The organism is Solirubrobacter ginsenosidimutans, from assembly GCF_027587205.1.
Map to the genome: position 1 here is coordinate 148,834 of NZ_JAPDOD010000018.1, position 14,020 is coordinate 162,853.

Consider the following 14,020-nt stretch of genomic DNA (forward strand, 5'->3'; position numbering starts at 1 on the left):
ATCGCTACGTCGGGTCGGTCTGCAGTGCCTGGGCGAGCTGGGTGCGGGAGGCGATGCCGAGCTTGCGATAGGCGGCGCCGAGGTGGCCTTCGATCGTCTTCTCGGTGACGAACAGCCGCTCGGCGATCTCGCGGTTGGACTGCCCGCCCGCCGCGAGGCGGGCGACGCGCTCCTGCGTGGCGGTGAGCGCGGCGGCGCCCGTGAGCGCCGCTCGGCGGGGCTTGGCGCCCGTCGCGACCAGCGCGTCTCTCGCCCGCGATCCGAGCGCGGTCGCGCCGCAGCGCTCGGCGAGTTCGAGCGCTTGACGGAGCGACTCGCGGTCTCCGAGTTCGACGAGGGCGTGGGCGTACTCGAGGCGGGCGGGTGAGGCGGCGAGCGTCTCGACCGCGGCGCGGAGCGTCTCCGCATCGCCCGTGATCCGCGCCTTGGCGAGCAGCCCCATCCCGTGCTCGCGCGGCACGCCGAACGCCGCGGCGAGGTCGATCTGCTCGTCGGCGGCGTCGAGCGCCTCCTCGACGCGGCCGGTGGCGAACGCGGCGGCGGCGAGGGTCGAGTCCCATGCCAAGAAGCCCGGGTTGCGGATGCCCCACGCGCGCTGGCGGCGGCCGCACTCCCGTGCGAGGTTCAGCGCCTCGGGCGCACGACCCTGCGCCAGCCGTAGGCGGGCGAGGGAGTCGAGCAGGAACGTGAAGCCGAAGACCTCCGGCCAGTCGCCGTCGAGGCCGGTGACGTTGACCCACTGTTGTGCCTCGTCGACGTGGCCGCGTTCGAGCAGCGCGTCGACGAGTGGGGAGATCACCCACGGCAGCGCCATCCGGTAGTCGCCGAACGGCAGTGCGAGCTCACCCACCCACCCGAGCAGCACGCGGAGATCGGCCTCGGCCTCCACGACCCGCCCCTGCCGCACCCGCACGATCGCCCGCAGCGCGATCGCGAGTCGCAGCACCTCGAGCTCCCCGCCGGCCCGTGCGCGGTCGGCCACCGCGGTCCACGCCGCATCCGCCCGCTCGAGCCGCCCGGCGGCCATCAACGCGACGAGCGCGCCCGCGACCGACGACGGCTTGGCGTCCGGGAGGGCCAGCTCGGCGTGATCGGCGCCCGTCTCCGCGGGGGGACGGCGGGCGACCTCGATCCACGCGCCGACCGCCGACGCGCCCGCGGGGAGCTGCGCCGCCAGCGCGTCGAGCCCGCCGGCGCGCCGGACCAGGGCGAGGTCGAGCACGCTCACCGTTGCGAGCTCGGTGCGCGCCTCTTCGCCCGCGCCGCGCGCGAACGCCTCGGCGGCATCGGTGAAATAGCCCTGGACCATCAGCGCGCGGCCGAGCTCGAGGACGATCGCCTCGCGCTCGCCGGCGGGTGCCAGCGCGAGCGCCTCGCGCAGCGCCGGCAGGCCACCGGGCCCGTCGGTCGCGACGAGCGCGCGGGCGAGCTCGCGCAGGAGCGGGACGAGCTCCGCGCGCGGCAGTTGCTCCTCGCTCGCGCGGCGCAGGTAGCTGACCGCGGTGTCGGGCGCGCCGCGCGCCCACGCCGCGGCGGCCGCGGCCCGCAGCGCCCGCGCGGCCTTCACGCCGCCGCCCGGCCCTGAGGCCAGGACGTGGGCGGCAACGCGCTCGGGCCCGTTGACGAGTTGCGCGGCGAACGCGTGCATCTCTCCCCGCTGCGCCGCCGGGATGGCCGCGTAGACGGCCTGCTGGACGAGCGGGTGGGCGAAGCCGTCGCCGTTGAGGATGTCCGCGCGGCCCAGGGCCTCGGCCGCCTCGACGGCGGTGCGCACGTCCAATCCGGCCAGGCGCGCGGCGATCGTCCCGCCGCTCCCGGCGACCGCCACACCGCGGGCGAGCGCGAGGCAGGCGGGTGGGAGCGCGTCCAGGCGCAAGGCGATCGACTCGATCACCGGGCGCGGCACCTCGTCCGCGGAGGCGACCAGTGCGTGGACGTAGAACGGGATCCCGCCGCTGGCCTCGTGGATCGCGTCCGCGCGGTCTGGACCCGCGAGGGTGGCAACCGCGGCGGGCGAGAGCGGCTTGGGCTCGATGACCCGCGTCGACGCGTGCAGCGCGATCCGCGACAGCAACTCGTCACGTTCGTCGTTGCGGGCGGCGAGGATCAGCGCGAGCGGCAGGTCCGCGATGCGGTTGACCATGTACGCGAGCCAGCGCAGGGTCGGGCGGTCCAGCCAGTGGGCGTCGTCGACGACGATCGCCAGCGGGCCGAGCCCGGCGGTGAGCCAGTAGAGGCCGTGCAGCACGGCGTGGTCGGGCTCGCCGCCGACCGAGAACGCCGCGGCGGCGTGGGCGGCGGCGCCCTCGTCCGGCACCCGCACACCCGCGAACAACTGCTGCACGCCGCCGAAGGCGAACGAGCGCTCGAGCTCCGACCCGCGGGCGGTCAGGACCCGCGGGGCGAGCCCGCGGGTCTCCTCGAGCAGCGCGGTCTTGCCGATCCCCGCCGGGCCGCTGACGAGCACGCACCCACCGGGACCGCTCAGCGTCGCCGCGAGCGCGGCGCGCTCGTCCTCGCGTTCGAGCAGCGCAAAAGTCAGGGGAGTTCTCCAGGGGAGCTCGGGTGCATGCTGTGACGGGTGAGCACCTACACCGTCGTCGTCGCAGCGCACATCATCGCGGTCGTCGCGGCGTACGGGCTCCCGCTCAGCGCGCCGCTGCTCGTCCCGTACGTCCGCCGCCACCATCCTGAGGCGCTCAACGGGCTCCACTCCGCCCAGTACCGGCTCAACAACGTCCTCACCGGGCCGTTCACCGTGCTCGTGCTGGCGTTCGGGATCTACCTCGCGAGCGACGGGCACCGGTGGGGCGATCCGTTCGTCTCGATCGGAGTCGGCGCGATCGCGATCATCGCCGTGGTGGGCGGCGCGGTCGTCGTCCCCGCGGTCAAGCGGCTGGCGGCGCTGGACCCGTCGACCGCCGAGTACGCCGCGGTCTACCGGCGCTACCTGGCGAGCGAGAGCTTTCTCGGCGCGCTCGTGCTGGTGACGATCTTCGCGATGGCGGCCAAACCGTTCTCATGACGGTAGGGTCGCGCTCATGTCCACCAGCCTCGCCCAGCTGCTGACGGCGACCGCGGCGGAGCACGGCGACCGGCCGGCGCTCAAGCTCGACGACTCCGTCCTCAACTACGCCTTCCTCAACGAGGCGGCCTCGCGGGTCGCGGGCCTGCTGAAGGAGAAGGGCATCGCCCCCGGCGACCGCGTCGGGATCATGCTGCCCAACGTCCCGTACTTCGGTGCCGCCTACTACGGCATCCTGCGGGCGGGTGGCGTGGTCGTGCCGATGAACGTACTGCTCAAGGGCCGCGAGGTCGCGTTCTACCTCAAGGACTCGGGCGCGAAGGCGGTGTTCGCGTGGCACGGCTTCGCCGAGGCCGCGGAGACGGGCGCCGCGGAGGCCGGCGCGGAGGTCATCCCGGTCATGCCCGGGGAGTTCGAGCAGCTCCTGATGGCCGCGCCGCGCGCGCCGGAGGACGAGCCGCGCACGGGCGACGACACGGCCGTGATCCTCTACACGAGCGGGACGACGGGCACCCCGAAGGGCGCCGAGCTCACCCACGACAACCTGCGCCAGAACTGCACGGTCACGGCGCGAACGCTGATCGGCGTCAGCGAGGAGGACGTGATCCTCGGCGCGCTGCCGCTGTTTCACTCCTTCGGCCAGACGTGCGGCCTCAACGCCGCAATTGCCCACGGGGCGTGCCTGACGCTGATCCCGCGCTTCGATCCGGCCAAGGCGCTGGAGATCATCGCCCGCGACCGGGTGACGGTGCTCGAGGGCGTCCCGACGATGTACCACGCGATGCTCAACGCGCCCGGCCACGAGGACGCCGACACGTCGTCGCTGCGGGTGTGCGTGACCGGCGGCTCCGCGATGCCGGGCGAGATCATGAAGCAGTTCGAGCAGGCGTTCGACTGCATGATCCTCGAGGGCTACGGGCTGTCGGAGACGTCCCCGGTGGCGTCCTTCAACCACCCCGACGCCGAGCGCAAGGCGGGCTCGATCGGCACCCCGATCGCGGGCGTCGAGATGAAGGTCGTCGACGACGATGGCGCTGACGTCGAGCAGGGCGGCGTGGGCGAGATCGTCATCCGCGGCCACAACGTGATGAAGGGCTACTGGGGCCGCCCGGACGCGACCGCCGACGTCATGCGCGACGGCTGGTTCGCCACCGGCGATATGGCGACGGTCGACGAGGACGGCTACTTCTTCATCGTCGACCGCAAGAAGGACATGATCATCCGCGGCGGCTACAACGTCTACCCGCGCGAGATCGAGGAGGTGCTCTACGAGCATCCGGCGGTCTCGGAGGTCGCCGTCGTCGGTGTGCCGGACGACTCGCTGGGCGAGGAGGTCGCGGCCGCTGTCGTATTGAAGACAGGTGCCGAGGCATCCGCCGACGACCTTCGTGCGTATGCCCGAGAGCGTGTCGCCGCATACAAGTATCCGCGCCAGATCTGGTTTTCCGAAGCGCTCCCCAAGGGCCCGACCGGCAAGATCCTCAAGCGCGAGATCAAGGCTCCCGAAGCGCTGGAGTAGTAACGCGCCAGTTCCCCGTGCAGGCCTGCTGCGATCCCGTTACGCTGAACACCTGACTGTTAGAGCACGGACGTTTCTGGCGATCGTAGGGCTGCTCGTAGCGCTGCCCATGGCGTCCCCCGCTTGGGCGCAGGACGCGACGTCCACGCCGTCCCCGAAGGAGCTCTGGAACGCGTACCCGCTCGCGCCTGAGGACGCGCCGGCGACGGCGACCCCCTCCGAGGCGGCGACCGAGGGCGCGGCCACCCCGACTCCACGCCAGGCGGGTGCCGCGCCGCCGGTCAAGGACGACGGCGGCACCGGCTGGGTGATTCCCGTCATCGTCGCCGCGCTGCTGGCGTTCGGGCTCGGCCTGAGCATCGGGCGGCGCCGCCGGCGCGAGCGTCTCGAAGCCGCCGAGGCCGCGGGTGACTCACCCGCCGTCGAGCCGCCCGCGCCGAAGCGCTTCCAGTGGCGCGACTACCCGGAACCGGCGCGCCCGGCTCCGCCTCCGCCCCCGCCGCCGAACGGCGCTCCGACCTTCAAGGCCGCGCTCAGGGAACAGCGCGCGGCCGCCTCGAAGCGGGCCAAGCAGGAGGAACCACATTGATCTCGCGACGCACGATGCTGGAAGCGGGAGCGGTTGCGCTGGGCGCGGTCGCCGTCGGCGGAGTCGTACTGGGCGAACACGCCGAGCCGGCGGTCTCCGCACCGTCGGCGAAGCAGGACGCGGAAATCCTGAACTTCGCACTGCTGCTCGAGTACGTCCAGCAGGGCTTTCACACCGAAGCGCTTTCGCGGGCCAACCTCACCGGCGATCTGAAGACGTTCGCCGCGACGGTCGCCGCGCAGGAGCAGGAGCACATCGCGTTCTTGAAGTCGGCGCTCGGCTCGGCCGCGCGCAAGCCGCCGAAGCTCGATTTCGGCGAGGACACCAGCGATGAGGAGAAGTACTCGCTGGCCGCCTTCAAGCTCGAGGACCTCGGCGTCGCCGCCTACACCGCGCAGGCGCCGAACCTGACCAAGCCGTCGCTGGCCGCGGCGGCGAAGCTCGTGTCCGTCGAGTCCCGCCACGCCGCGTGGATCAGGGACCTACGTGGCATGAACCCGGCGCCGGACGCGGCCGAGCCGTCCATCCCCGCAGAGCGCGTCGTCGAGACCTTGAAGGGCAGCGGGTACGTCCAATGATCCTCTCCGAGATCGACCGTGACGACGCCATCGCCGAGGCGCTGGATGCGCTGCACGGCACGACGCGCGCGGGGTTCTTCCGGCGAGCGGCGCTGGGCAGCGCGGCGCTGCTGGCCGCCTCGACGACACCCGCCTCCGCCGCGATCGGCAAGCGCGACGAGGCGATCCTCAACTACGCGCTGACCCTGGAGTACGTCCAGGACTCGTTCTACAGCGAGGTCGAGCGGCTGGGGACGCTGAGCGGCGCGCTGGAGACGCAGGCCAAGACCGTGGCCGCCCACGAGCGCGCGCACGTCAAGGCGTTCCGCGAGGTGCTCGGCTCCCGCGCGGTCAAGCGACCGAAGTTCGACTTCCGCGGCGCGACCGAGGACGCCGACAGCTTCCGCAAGACCGCGGTCGCGTTCGAAGATCTGGCGGTCGCGGCCTACAAGGGCCAGGCGCCGCTGATCCAGAGCCGCGCGTATCTGGTTCCCGCGCTGGCGATCCACTCCGTCGAGGCGCGCCATGCCGCGTGGATCCGGCGCCTCGCGGGTGAGGTGCCGGCGGCGGACGCGTTCGACGAGCCGCGCTCGATGAGGAGCACACTGGCGATCGTGGCCGACACCCACTTCGTGGTCAACACCCGCAGCCGCCGCAAGCCGAAGTTCACGGGGTGAGCGGGGAGAGCCGGCGTCCACCCCCCACGACGCTCGCCGCCGGTCCGCGTCGGCCGCGGGCCTCCGGGGCCGCACGGTGACGCTCGTCGCCGGTCGGCGCCGGCCGCGCTCGCGCCTCCTGCTCGTCGCTGCCGGCCTCTTCGCCGTCGCGGCGATCCTCGCGGTCGCCGCGCTCGTCCCGCGGGGGTCATCGTCGCCGGCGCGCGTGTCGCCGGGCGACCCGGATGCGCAGGCCGCGCAGTTGCCGCCCGCGCCGAAGGCGGCGTTCAAGATCGGCGCGCCCGTCCCGCTCGCCCGCCATCGCGACGAGACGACGTGGGCCGCGGTGCGCGACGACGTCGTCGCTCGCGCCGCGCCGTCACGGAGCGCCCGCGCGGTCGGGACGCTTCGCGCACTGACGCCCGAGGCGACGACGAACATCGTCCTGCCGCTCGCCCGCCGCCACCTGTGGGTCAAGGTCCGGCTGCCCGCACTGCCGAACGGCACGACCGGGTGGGTGCCGCGGGCCGCGCTCGGCGCCTACGGGACCGTGCGCACGCGGGTGATCGTCGACGTCGCCAAGCGGCGGCTGACGCTGCTCAAGGACGGGCGGGCCGTGCTGCGCGTGCCGGTGGGCGTGGGGGCGCCGGACGCGCCGACGCCGCGCGGGCAGTTCGTCGTGCGCAACATCCTCACCCGCTTCTCGAGCAAGTTCTACGGGCCGATCGCGCTCGGCACCAGCGCCCGATCGGAGACGCTGACGGACTGGCCGGGCGGCGGGTACGTCGGCATCCACGGGACCGACGAGCCGGGCCTGATCCCGGGCGCGGTCTCCCACGGGTGCATCCGCCTGCGCAACGCGGACATCGTCCGGCTGGCGCGCGAGCTGCCGATCGGGACGCCGCTGACGATCCGCTGATTCAGCGTTTGCGAACGATCGTCATGCCGTCGGCCAGTCCGATCAGCACCGAATCGACGGCGGGGTCGTTCGCGATGCGGGTGTTGAGCTCGGCCATCGTGCGGGTGCGGTCGTCGCCGGCCTCGATCACGCGGCCGCCCAACAGCGTGTTGTCGAGCACCATCATCCCGCCGCTGCGCAGCTTCGGCAGCAGCGCGTCGTAGTAGCCCGGGTAGCCCGGCTTGTCGGCGTCGACGTAGGCGAAGTCGATCTCCTCGGTGAAGGTCGCGAGGCCCTCGATCGCCGGGCCGACCACGATCGTCGTGCGGTCGCCGACGCCCGCCGAGTCGAGGTTGCCGCGCGCGATCTCGGCGTACTCGGGGTCGTACTCGAAGCACGTCAGGCGACCGCCGTCCGCGAGCCCACGGGCGATGCAGATCGCCCCGTAGCCGGTGAACGTGCCGACCTCGACCGCCGTCCGCGTGCCGACCGTCTTGGCGAGGATCGTCAGCAGCGCGCCCTGATCGGGCCGCGACTGCATGCCCCCGTGCGGCAGCTCGCCCGTCTCGCGGTTGACGCGGGCGAGCGTGTCGTCCTGCCCCGCGAGCCGGGTCAGGTAGTCCGTCAGGCCGGGGATATCCGAGGTGCGCGACATGCCTCCACGCTAGCCGTCGCCCTCGAAGCTGAACTCGCCGCCGGTGGAGGAACTCGCCTTCGCCGCGCCGCCACCGCCGCCACTCGAGCTGGAGTGCGAGCTCGAACCGCCGCCCGCACTCGCCGCGGATGCCACAGGCGGCGACGGCGTCGCCGCTGCCGACCCGCCCTTGCCCTCGAAGCCGAACTCGCCGCCCGCCCCGCGCTTGGCGATCGGCGTGATGTGCTTCGTGACCTTCGTCCGCACCGTCTTCGTCTTCACCCGCTGCGGCTTCACCGTGACCGTCGGCGCGGGCGTCGCGTACGCGTACGGGGTCGGCGTCGTCTGCGCGACCCGCGCGGCCGGCGGCTTGCGCTTCGCCACAACCCGCTTGACCACCGGCGCGCGAGTCTCCGGCTTGCTCTGCAGGTGCGCGATCAGCGGCGGCGCCGGGAGCGCGCCCGACATCACGCACGCCGCGCCCGCACCCACACTGCTCAGGCAGATCCCGAGCACCGCCGCCGCGGGCCCGAACCGCCCGCCGCCGTTGGTCGCGTACAGCGCCACGTCCGAGCGGGAGACCAGGCGCGTGAGCCACCCGAGCGGGAGCAGCAGCGCCAGGCGCCGCGTGCGCGAGAAGCGCATGTCGCGGACGGCCGCGCGGCACGTCGCGCAATGGCGCAGGTGCGGGCGGATCGAGACGACCTGCGCGCTCGTCGCGCTCCCCGCCGCCAGAGCGGACAGCGCTTCCGCGTGCGTCTCGCACTCCTCGCCCTCTTCGAGCCGGGTGAAGACCTTCAGGAACCGTGCGCGGCCCTCGGTGATCGACCGGTTGACCTTGGTGTAGGTCCAGCCGAAGTGCTTGCCGATCTCCTGGTAGGACAGACCTTCGGCCTTGAGCAGCAGCGCCCGGGCCTCGTCCGGCTTCAAAGCGCGCAGCGCCTCGACGGAACGGTCGATGCGCTCGCCGCCCGCGACCTCGTCGTCGACCTCGCGCAGCCCGCCGTGCACGCTGGAGTCCAGGTCGACGTCCTCGCGGTCGACGGAGTCCAGCCGCCCGCGGCGGATCGCCATCGCCTCGTGCTTGACGACCACGCGGAGCCACGCGCCCTCGGTCGCGGGATCGACGGTGTCGAGCTTGCGCAGGTAGATCTCGAACGCGCGCTGGTAGGCGTCGAGCGCGTCGTCGTGGCAGAGGGAGAACTGGTTCGCGACGCGCAGGACGGCGGCGCCATGGCGCGTCACCATCGCCTCGACCCTCCGTGCGCTGTGTCCGTGCCCAGCGGACTCGCGCTCGCCCAATGCCGCCACTTCGTGAATCCTTTCCGTCGCCCTCTTGCTGGTATTGAGGCGGATCGAGCGGTTTCTCGCTCCCATCCACTCCGTGAAACGTGTGCAAATAGCGACATTTTTCGCGCCTCGATACCCTCACGCGCCGTTGGCGGCGGAAGGGAACTTGAGTTGAGCGATTTCATTGGTGATCTGCGACGGGACCTTGAGCAGCGGCTCAAGGAGGTCGAACGCGAGTTGGCGAACGTGGATCCGCTGCTGCGCGAACGCGATCGGCTGCGCTCCGCGCTGGCCACGCCGCCGTTCGCGACGACTGCGACGACGGCCGCGTCGGCACGCGTGACGACCAAGAGCGCGAGCCCGCGCAAGGTCAAGCCCCGCGCACCGCGGGGAGCGAACCGGGAGGCGATCGTGCGCGTCGTCGGCGAGCGTCCCGGCGTGAGCGCGGCGGAGATCTCCGACGTCACGAAGATCTCGCGCGCCGTGACTTACAACACGCTCGCGAAGCTGATCGAGCAGGGCCAGATCGCCAAGACCGAATTGCCCGGCGGCCAGACTGGTTACAAGCCTGGGGACGGCGCACCGTCCGAGGGATGAGACGCGGCCTATAGTCGCTTCCATGACCCCGACGGCCACGTCAGCAGAGATCAAGGACTCCATCCTCGACACAGTCGGCGAGACCCCTCTCGTCCGCCTGAGCCGGATCGGCCACGGGTGCGCACCCCAGATCGTGGCCAAGGTCGAGTACTTCAACCCGGGCGGCTCCATCAAGGACCGCGTCGCGATGCGCATGGTCGAGGCGGCCGAGCGCGACGGCCGGCTGCGGCCGGGCGGCACGATCATCGAGCCGACCTCGGGCAACACCGGCACCGGCCTGGCGATCGCCGCTCGACTCAAGGGCTACCGCGTGATCGCGGTGATGCCGGACAAGATGTCGCGCGAGAAGATCGACCTTCTCCGCGCGTATGGGGCGGAGGTCGTCGTCACGCCGACCGATGTATCGCCGGACTCGCCACAGGCCTACTACCGCGTAGCGGACCGCTTGACGAGCGAGATCCCGGGCGCCTTCCAGCCCAACCAGTACGCCAACCCGGCCAACCCGGAGACGCACTACGTCACGACCGGGCCGGAGCTGTGGCGCCAGTCGGGCGGGCAGATCACGCACCTCGTCGCCGGCGTCGGGACGGGCGGGACGATCACCGGCCTGGCGAAGTACTTGAAGGAGCAGAACCCGAAGATCGAAGTGATCGGCGCTGACCCGGTCGGGTCGATCTACTCCAACGAGGAAGTCCACCCGTACCTCGTCGAGGGCGTGGGGGAGGACTTCTGGCCGGCCACGTATGACCCGTCGCTGGTCGATCGCTACGTGACGGTCTCCGACAAGGACGCCTTCCTGACGACGCGCCGCCTGGCCGAGACCGAGGGCCTGCTGGTCGGCGGCTCGTGCGGGCTGGCGATGCACGCCGCGCTCGAGGTCGCGCGCGGGATCACAGACCCGAGCGCGATGGTCGCGGTGATCCTCCCGGACGGCGGTCGCGGCTACCTGTCGAAGATCTTCAACGACGAGTGGATGACGCAGTACGGCTTCCTGGAGCGCGGCGCGGATCGCACCGTCGGCGACGTCCTGCGCGACAAGACGCGCGCGGGAGAGATCCCGCCGTTCGTCGTCGTCCAGACCCACCAGCACGTGCGCGACGCGATCACGCTCCTGCACGAGCACCGTGTCTCGCAGCTGCCCGTGGTCAGCGCCGACGATCCTTACACGGTCGTGGGCTCGGTCGGCGAGCGCGGGTTGCTGAAGGCCGCGATGGGCGACCCGGCGGTGATGTCCTCGGAGATCAGCGCCGTGATGGAGGCGCCGTTCTCCGGTGTCTCGACCGTCGATCCGGTGCGCGAGGCGGTCGAGCTGCTGACGGGCGAGTCGCAGGCGCTGATCGTCTCCGAGCACGGCCGGCCGGTGGGCATCGTGACCCGCACCGACCTCCTCGAGTCCCTGGTGACCACATGACGCGCTTCGCGACCCGCGCGGTCCACGCCGGCCTGGAGCCCGACCCGGGCTTCGGCGACGTGATCCCCGCGATCCATCAGTCCACGACCTACGTGCAGACCGCACCGGGCGAGTTCCGCGACCAGTTCGACTACTCGCGCTCGGCGAACCCGACGCGGGACGCACTCGAGCGGGGACTCGGCGACCTCGAGGGCGGGCTCGCGAGCGCCTTCTCCTCCGGGATGGCCGCCGAGCACGCCCTGATCACGGCGGTCTGCGACGCCGGTTCGCACATCGTCATCCCCGACGACCTCTATGGCGGCACGTACCGCCTGGTGGACAAGGTGCTCTCGCGCTGGGGCCTCGAGTACACGATGGTCGATCAGACCGACCTCGACGCGGTCGAGCGCGCCGTCCGCGACGACACCCGGCTGGTCTGGGTCGAGACCCCGACGAACCCGACGCTCAAAGTGGTCGACATCCCCGCGATCGTCGCCCGTGCGCAGGGCGCGTTCGTCGCCGTCGACAACACGTTCGCGACGCCGGTCTACCAGCGTCCGCTGGAGCTCGGCGCGGACGCCGCCGTGCACTCGATGACGAAGTACCTCGGCGGCCACTCGGACGCGATCGGCGGCGCGGTCATCGTTCGCGACGAGGCCCGGCACGCGTCGGTGCGGTTCGTGCAGAACTCGATCGGAGCGGTCCCCGGGCCGCTCGACTGCTTCCTCGTTCACCGCGGGCTGCGCACGCTGCACCTGCGGATGGCGGCGCACACGGAGAACGCTCGCGTCGTGAGCGAGTGGTTGCAGGACGTCGACGGCGTGTATGACATCCGCTGGCCCGGGCTGTCCGGGATGGTCTCGTTCCGGCATCCCGAGGCGAAGAAGATCGTCGCCGCGACGCGGATCTTCGCGCTCGCCGAGTCGCTGGGCGGCGTGGAGTCGCTGATCGAGCTGCCGCAGGCGATGACGCACCAGTCCGTCGAGGGCTCCGGCGCGGCCGTGCCGGCCGACCTCGTGCGGCTCTCGTGCGGGATCGAAGCGGCGGAGGATCTCGTCGAGGATCTCGCCCAGGCGATCGGTTAAGTCGTGCGCCGTTCGCGCCGATGTGTTGCGTGGTGGGAATCTTTACGTCCAATCGACGCAAACGCGGGCATTCTTCCTGGATGCGTCGGATCGCTCTGATGGCCACCGCGGCCGGCCTCGCCACGCTCGGCGGTGGCTGGTACGCGCTGGGCGCCTCCGGCCAGGACCAGCCGGCGCCCGCCGCCGTGGCGGCCGCCAAGACGCCGCTGGTGGCGCCTCAGTCCGACGACGCCGTCTCGCTCCCGCCGCTTCCTGGCTCGCGGGCGAAGGCGGTGCAGCCGGTCGCCGGCGGCACACCGTCCGCCGCCGAGGAGGCCGCGGCCGACCCCGGCCTGGGCGGCAACGACAAGGCGCCCTCGCGCGCGGCGTCGTCCGCCGTGCGCGGGAAGAACCCCGCGAGCGGAGGCAGCAACGCGGTCGACCATGCGATCGCGCTGGGCAACGGCGTCGCACTTCCCCCGCTGGAAGCGCCCGAGGCCGTCAAGCAGATCATCGAGGCCGGTAACGGCATCGCGCGCACGCCCTACATCTGGGGCGGCGGCCATGGCAAGTGGCAGGACACGGGCTATGACTGCTCGGGGTCGGTGTCGTTCGCGCTGGCGGCCGCGGGCCTCTTGAGCGAGCCGATGGCGTCGGGGCCCCTGATGTCGTGGGGCGAGGCCGGCAAGGGCAAGTGGGTCACGATCTACGCCAACGCGGGCCACGTCTTCCTCGAGGTGGCGGGCATCCGCTTCGACACCTCCGCCCAGCGGGTCACCGGTTCTCGGTGGATCAACGAGGGGCGCTCGACGGCCGGTTTCGTGGCGCGGCACCCCGCGGGCCTTTAGGACATTTTCAGGCGCCTTGGGGTTTGCACCCCATGCGTGTGGCCCTGGGTGGGTCGATCAATCGGAGTGCAAGCGATTGGACCACTTGGAGGACCCCCTGATGCACCGCTTCACGCACGCCCACGACCCCCTTCTCAGCCCGCCTGACCATGTGCTGGCCGAGGTGGACGCTGCGTGGGAGCGGTCTCAGGACCTCGTGGCGGGGGAGCTCGAACTCCACTTCACGCGGGCGCTCATGGGCGGCCGCGTCACCGGGGAGCTGCGCCTGCCGGACGGCGGCGAGCTCGTCGAGCGGTTGTCGGCGAGCGAGGCCCTGGCGCTGGCCTGCGGCGACGCGTCGCTCGCCCTCGCCGCTTAGCCGTTCGGAGGCCGGGGCAGACTAGCTCCGATGTCTCTCCAGAAGAAGCTGCTCGATACCGCCGTGGAAGCCGCACGCAAGGCCGTCGAGGTCGGCGCGGGGCTCCTGAACCGCGAAGACGACACGACCGTCCCGCCGCCCGTTTCCACCTCGCCCTCACCGTCGCCGTCGGGTGTGGGCGCTCCGAAGCCGGGCGCCCCGGCCGCCCCGAAGTCGGGCACCGCGAAGCGCAGGCCGGCCGCCCGCGCCGCCACGGTCAAGCCCTCCGGCCGTGCGTCGACCGCCAAGGCCGGTCCTGCCGACAAGCCGCCCAAGCCCGTCGCGAAGGGGAGGGCCAAGCCGAAGCCCACGCCGCCCGCGGCCACGGTCCCGCCGGTCGCGGCGAAGCCGAGGCCGGTCGCGAAGACCGCGGCGACGAAGCCCAAGCCGGCCGCCGCCGCGAAGCCGAAGCCGGCCGTCAAGGCGGCGCCGGCGGCCAAGCCGACGGCGGTCGCCGCCGCGAAGCCGAAGCCGGCAGCCAAGCCGGCCGCCGCCGCCAAGCCGGAGGCCGCCGCCAAGCCGAAGCCGGCCGTCGCCGCCAAGCCGAAGCCGGCCG

Annotated in this window: 14 protein-coding genes and 1 pseudogene; 12 read left to right on the plus strand and 3 right to left on the minus strand. The window is 72.3% G+C overall.

What is annotated here, in order from left to right; genetic code table 11:
• Positions 1-4: 4 nt before the first annotated feature.
• Complete coding sequence (locus OM076_RS19475) at positions 5-2,689, minus strand: helix-turn-helix transcriptional regulator (RefSeq protein WP_270041718.1); 2,685 nt, start codon at positions 2,687-2,689, stop codon at positions 5-7.
• On the opposite strand from OM076_RS19475, the gene OM076_RS19480 reads away from it, so the two are divergent.
• The 6 genes from OM076_RS19480 (at position 2,582) to OM076_RS19505 (ending at position 7,265) form a co-directional block, all read left to right on the plus strand.
• Positions 2,582-3,025: a hypothetical protein gene (locus tag OM076_RS19480; RefSeq protein WP_270041719.1), complete on the plus strand. Its 444-nt coding sequence runs from the start codon at positions 2,582-2,584 to the stop codon at positions 3,023-3,025. The two genes, OM076_RS19475 and OM076_RS19480, sit on opposite strands and share 108 nt — an antisense overlap.
• 16 nt (positions 3,026-3,041) lie before the next feature.
• On the plus strand, positions 3,042-4,544 hold the full coding sequence (locus OM076_RS19485; protein ID WP_270041720.1) for a long-chain-fatty-acid--CoA ligase: 1,503 nt from the start codon (positions 3,042-3,044) through the stop codon (positions 4,542-4,544).
• A gap of 109 nt (positions 4,545-4,653) precedes the next feature.
• On the plus strand, positions 4,654-5,133 hold the full coding sequence (locus OM076_RS19490; RefSeq protein ID WP_270041721.1) for a hypothetical protein: 480 nt from the start codon (positions 4,654-4,656) through the stop codon (positions 5,131-5,133).
• Entirely contained in the window at positions 5,130-5,711 is a 582-nt protein-coding gene (locus tag OM076_RS19495) for a ferritin-like domain-containing protein (protein ID WP_270041722.1), read from the plus strand. The genes OM076_RS19490 and OM076_RS19495 overlap by 4 nt, the downstream gene beginning before the upstream one ends.
• Positions 5,708-6,367: a ferritin-like domain-containing protein gene (locus tag OM076_RS19500; protein ID WP_270041723.1), complete on the plus strand. Its 660-nt coding sequence runs from the start codon at positions 5,708-5,710 to the stop codon at positions 6,365-6,367. Before OM076_RS19495 ends, OM076_RS19500 begins: the two co-directional genes overlap by 4 nt.
• A 76-nt stretch (positions 6,368-6,443) precedes the next feature.
• The gene (locus OM076_RS19505) at positions 6,444-7,265 is read left to right on the plus strand and encodes a L,D-transpeptidase family protein (protein WP_270041724.1); all 822 of its coding nucleotides are present in this window, start codon (positions 6,444-6,446) and stop codon (positions 7,263-7,265) included.
• Between the two features lies 1 nt (position 7,266).
• On the opposite strand, the gene OM076_RS19510 is transcribed toward OM076_RS19505, so the two are convergent.
• Complete coding sequence (locus tag OM076_RS19510; RefSeq protein WP_270041725.1) at positions 7,267-7,899, minus strand: O-methyltransferase; 633 nt, start codon at positions 7,897-7,899, stop codon at positions 7,267-7,269.
• 9 nt (positions 7,900-7,908) lie between these two features.
• Complete coding sequence (locus OM076_RS19515; RefSeq protein ID WP_270041726.1) at positions 7,909-9,126, minus strand: sigma-70 family RNA polymerase sigma factor; 1,218 nt, start codon at positions 9,124-9,126, stop codon at positions 7,909-7,911.
• 213 nt (positions 9,127-9,339) lie between these two features.
• On the opposite strand from OM076_RS19515, the gene OM076_RS19520 reads away from it, so the two are divergent.
• From OM076_RS19520 to OM076_RS19545, 6 genes and pseudogenes are all read left to right on the plus strand, one after another.
• The gene (locus OM076_RS19520) at positions 9,340-9,765 is read left to right on the plus strand and encodes a hypothetical protein (protein WP_270041727.1); all 426 of its coding nucleotides are present in this window, start codon (positions 9,340-9,342) and stop codon (positions 9,763-9,765) included.
• Between the two features lie 22 nt (positions 9,766-9,787).
• Positions 9,788-11,176 (plus strand): cystathionine beta-synthase, encoded by a 1,389-nt coding sequence (locus OM076_RS19525; protein WP_270041728.1) that lies wholly within the window; start codon positions 9,788-9,790, stop codon positions 11,174-11,176.
• Complete coding sequence (locus tag OM076_RS19530) at positions 11,173-12,240, plus strand: trans-sulfuration enzyme family protein (RefSeq protein WP_270041729.1); 1,068 nt, start codon at positions 11,173-11,175, stop codon at positions 12,238-12,240. The genes OM076_RS19525 and OM076_RS19530 overlap by 4 nt, the downstream gene beginning before the upstream one ends.
• A gap of 80 nt (positions 12,241-12,320) precedes the next feature.
• A complete protein-coding gene (locus tag OM076_RS19535) occupies positions 12,321-13,067 on the plus strand; it encodes an NlpC/P60 family protein (protein WP_270041730.1) in 747 nt (248 codons plus the stop codon).
• A 100-nt stretch (positions 13,068-13,167) separates the two neighbouring features.
• Positions 13,168-13,425 carry a hypothetical protein gene (locus OM076_RS19540; RefSeq protein WP_270041731.1) on the plus strand — a complete coding sequence of 86 codons (258 nt, stop codon included), beginning with the start codon at positions 13,168-13,170 and terminating at the stop codon, positions 13,423-13,425.
• Positions 13,426-13,455: 30 nt separating this feature from the next.
• Positions 13,456-14,020 (plus strand): annotated as a pseudogene (locus tag OM076_RS19545) (AlgP family protein); the annotation flags it as partial.

Bases quoted from the DNA above. Each gene is read 5' to 3' on its own strand.
- OM076_RS19475 (WP_270041718.1), bottom strand. From the start codon at position 2,689: ATGGTGGCGGCGGACGTACGGGACGAGCAGCGGCGCGCTGAGCGGGAG.
- OM076_RS19485 (WP_270041720.1), top strand. From the start codon at position 3,042: ATGTCCACCAGCCTCGCCCAGCTGCTGACGGCGACCGCGGCGGAGCAC.
- OM076_RS19490 (WP_270041721.1), top strand. From the start codon at position 4,654: ATGGCGTCCCCCGCTTGGGCGCAGGACGCGACGTCCACGCCGTCCCCG.
- OM076_RS19500 (WP_270041723.1), top strand. From the start codon at position 5,708: ATGATCCTCTCCGAGATCGACCGTGACGACGCCATCGCCGAGGCGCTG.
- OM076_RS19510 (WP_270041725.1), bottom strand. From the start codon at position 7,899: ATGTCGCGCACCTCGGATATCCCCGGCCTGACGGACTACCTGACCCGG.
- OM076_RS19515 (WP_270041726.1), bottom strand. From the start codon at position 9,126: ATGGTGACGCGCCATGGCGCCGCCGTCCTGCGCGTCGCGAACCAGTTC.
- OM076_RS19525 (WP_270041728.1), top strand. From the start codon at position 9,788: ATGACCCCGACGGCCACGTCAGCAGAGATCAAGGACTCCATCCTCGAC.
- OM076_RS19530 (WP_270041729.1), top strand. From the start codon at position 11,173: ATGACGCGCTTCGCGACCCGCGCGGTCCACGCCGGCCTGGAGCCCGAC.
- OM076_RS19535 (WP_270041730.1), top strand. From the start codon at position 12,321: ATGCGTCGGATCGCTCTGATGGCCACCGCGGCCGGCCTCGCCACGCTC.
- OM076_RS19540 (WP_270041731.1), top strand. From the start codon at position 13,168: ATGCACCGCTTCACGCACGCCCACGACCCCCTTCTCAGCCCGCCTGAC.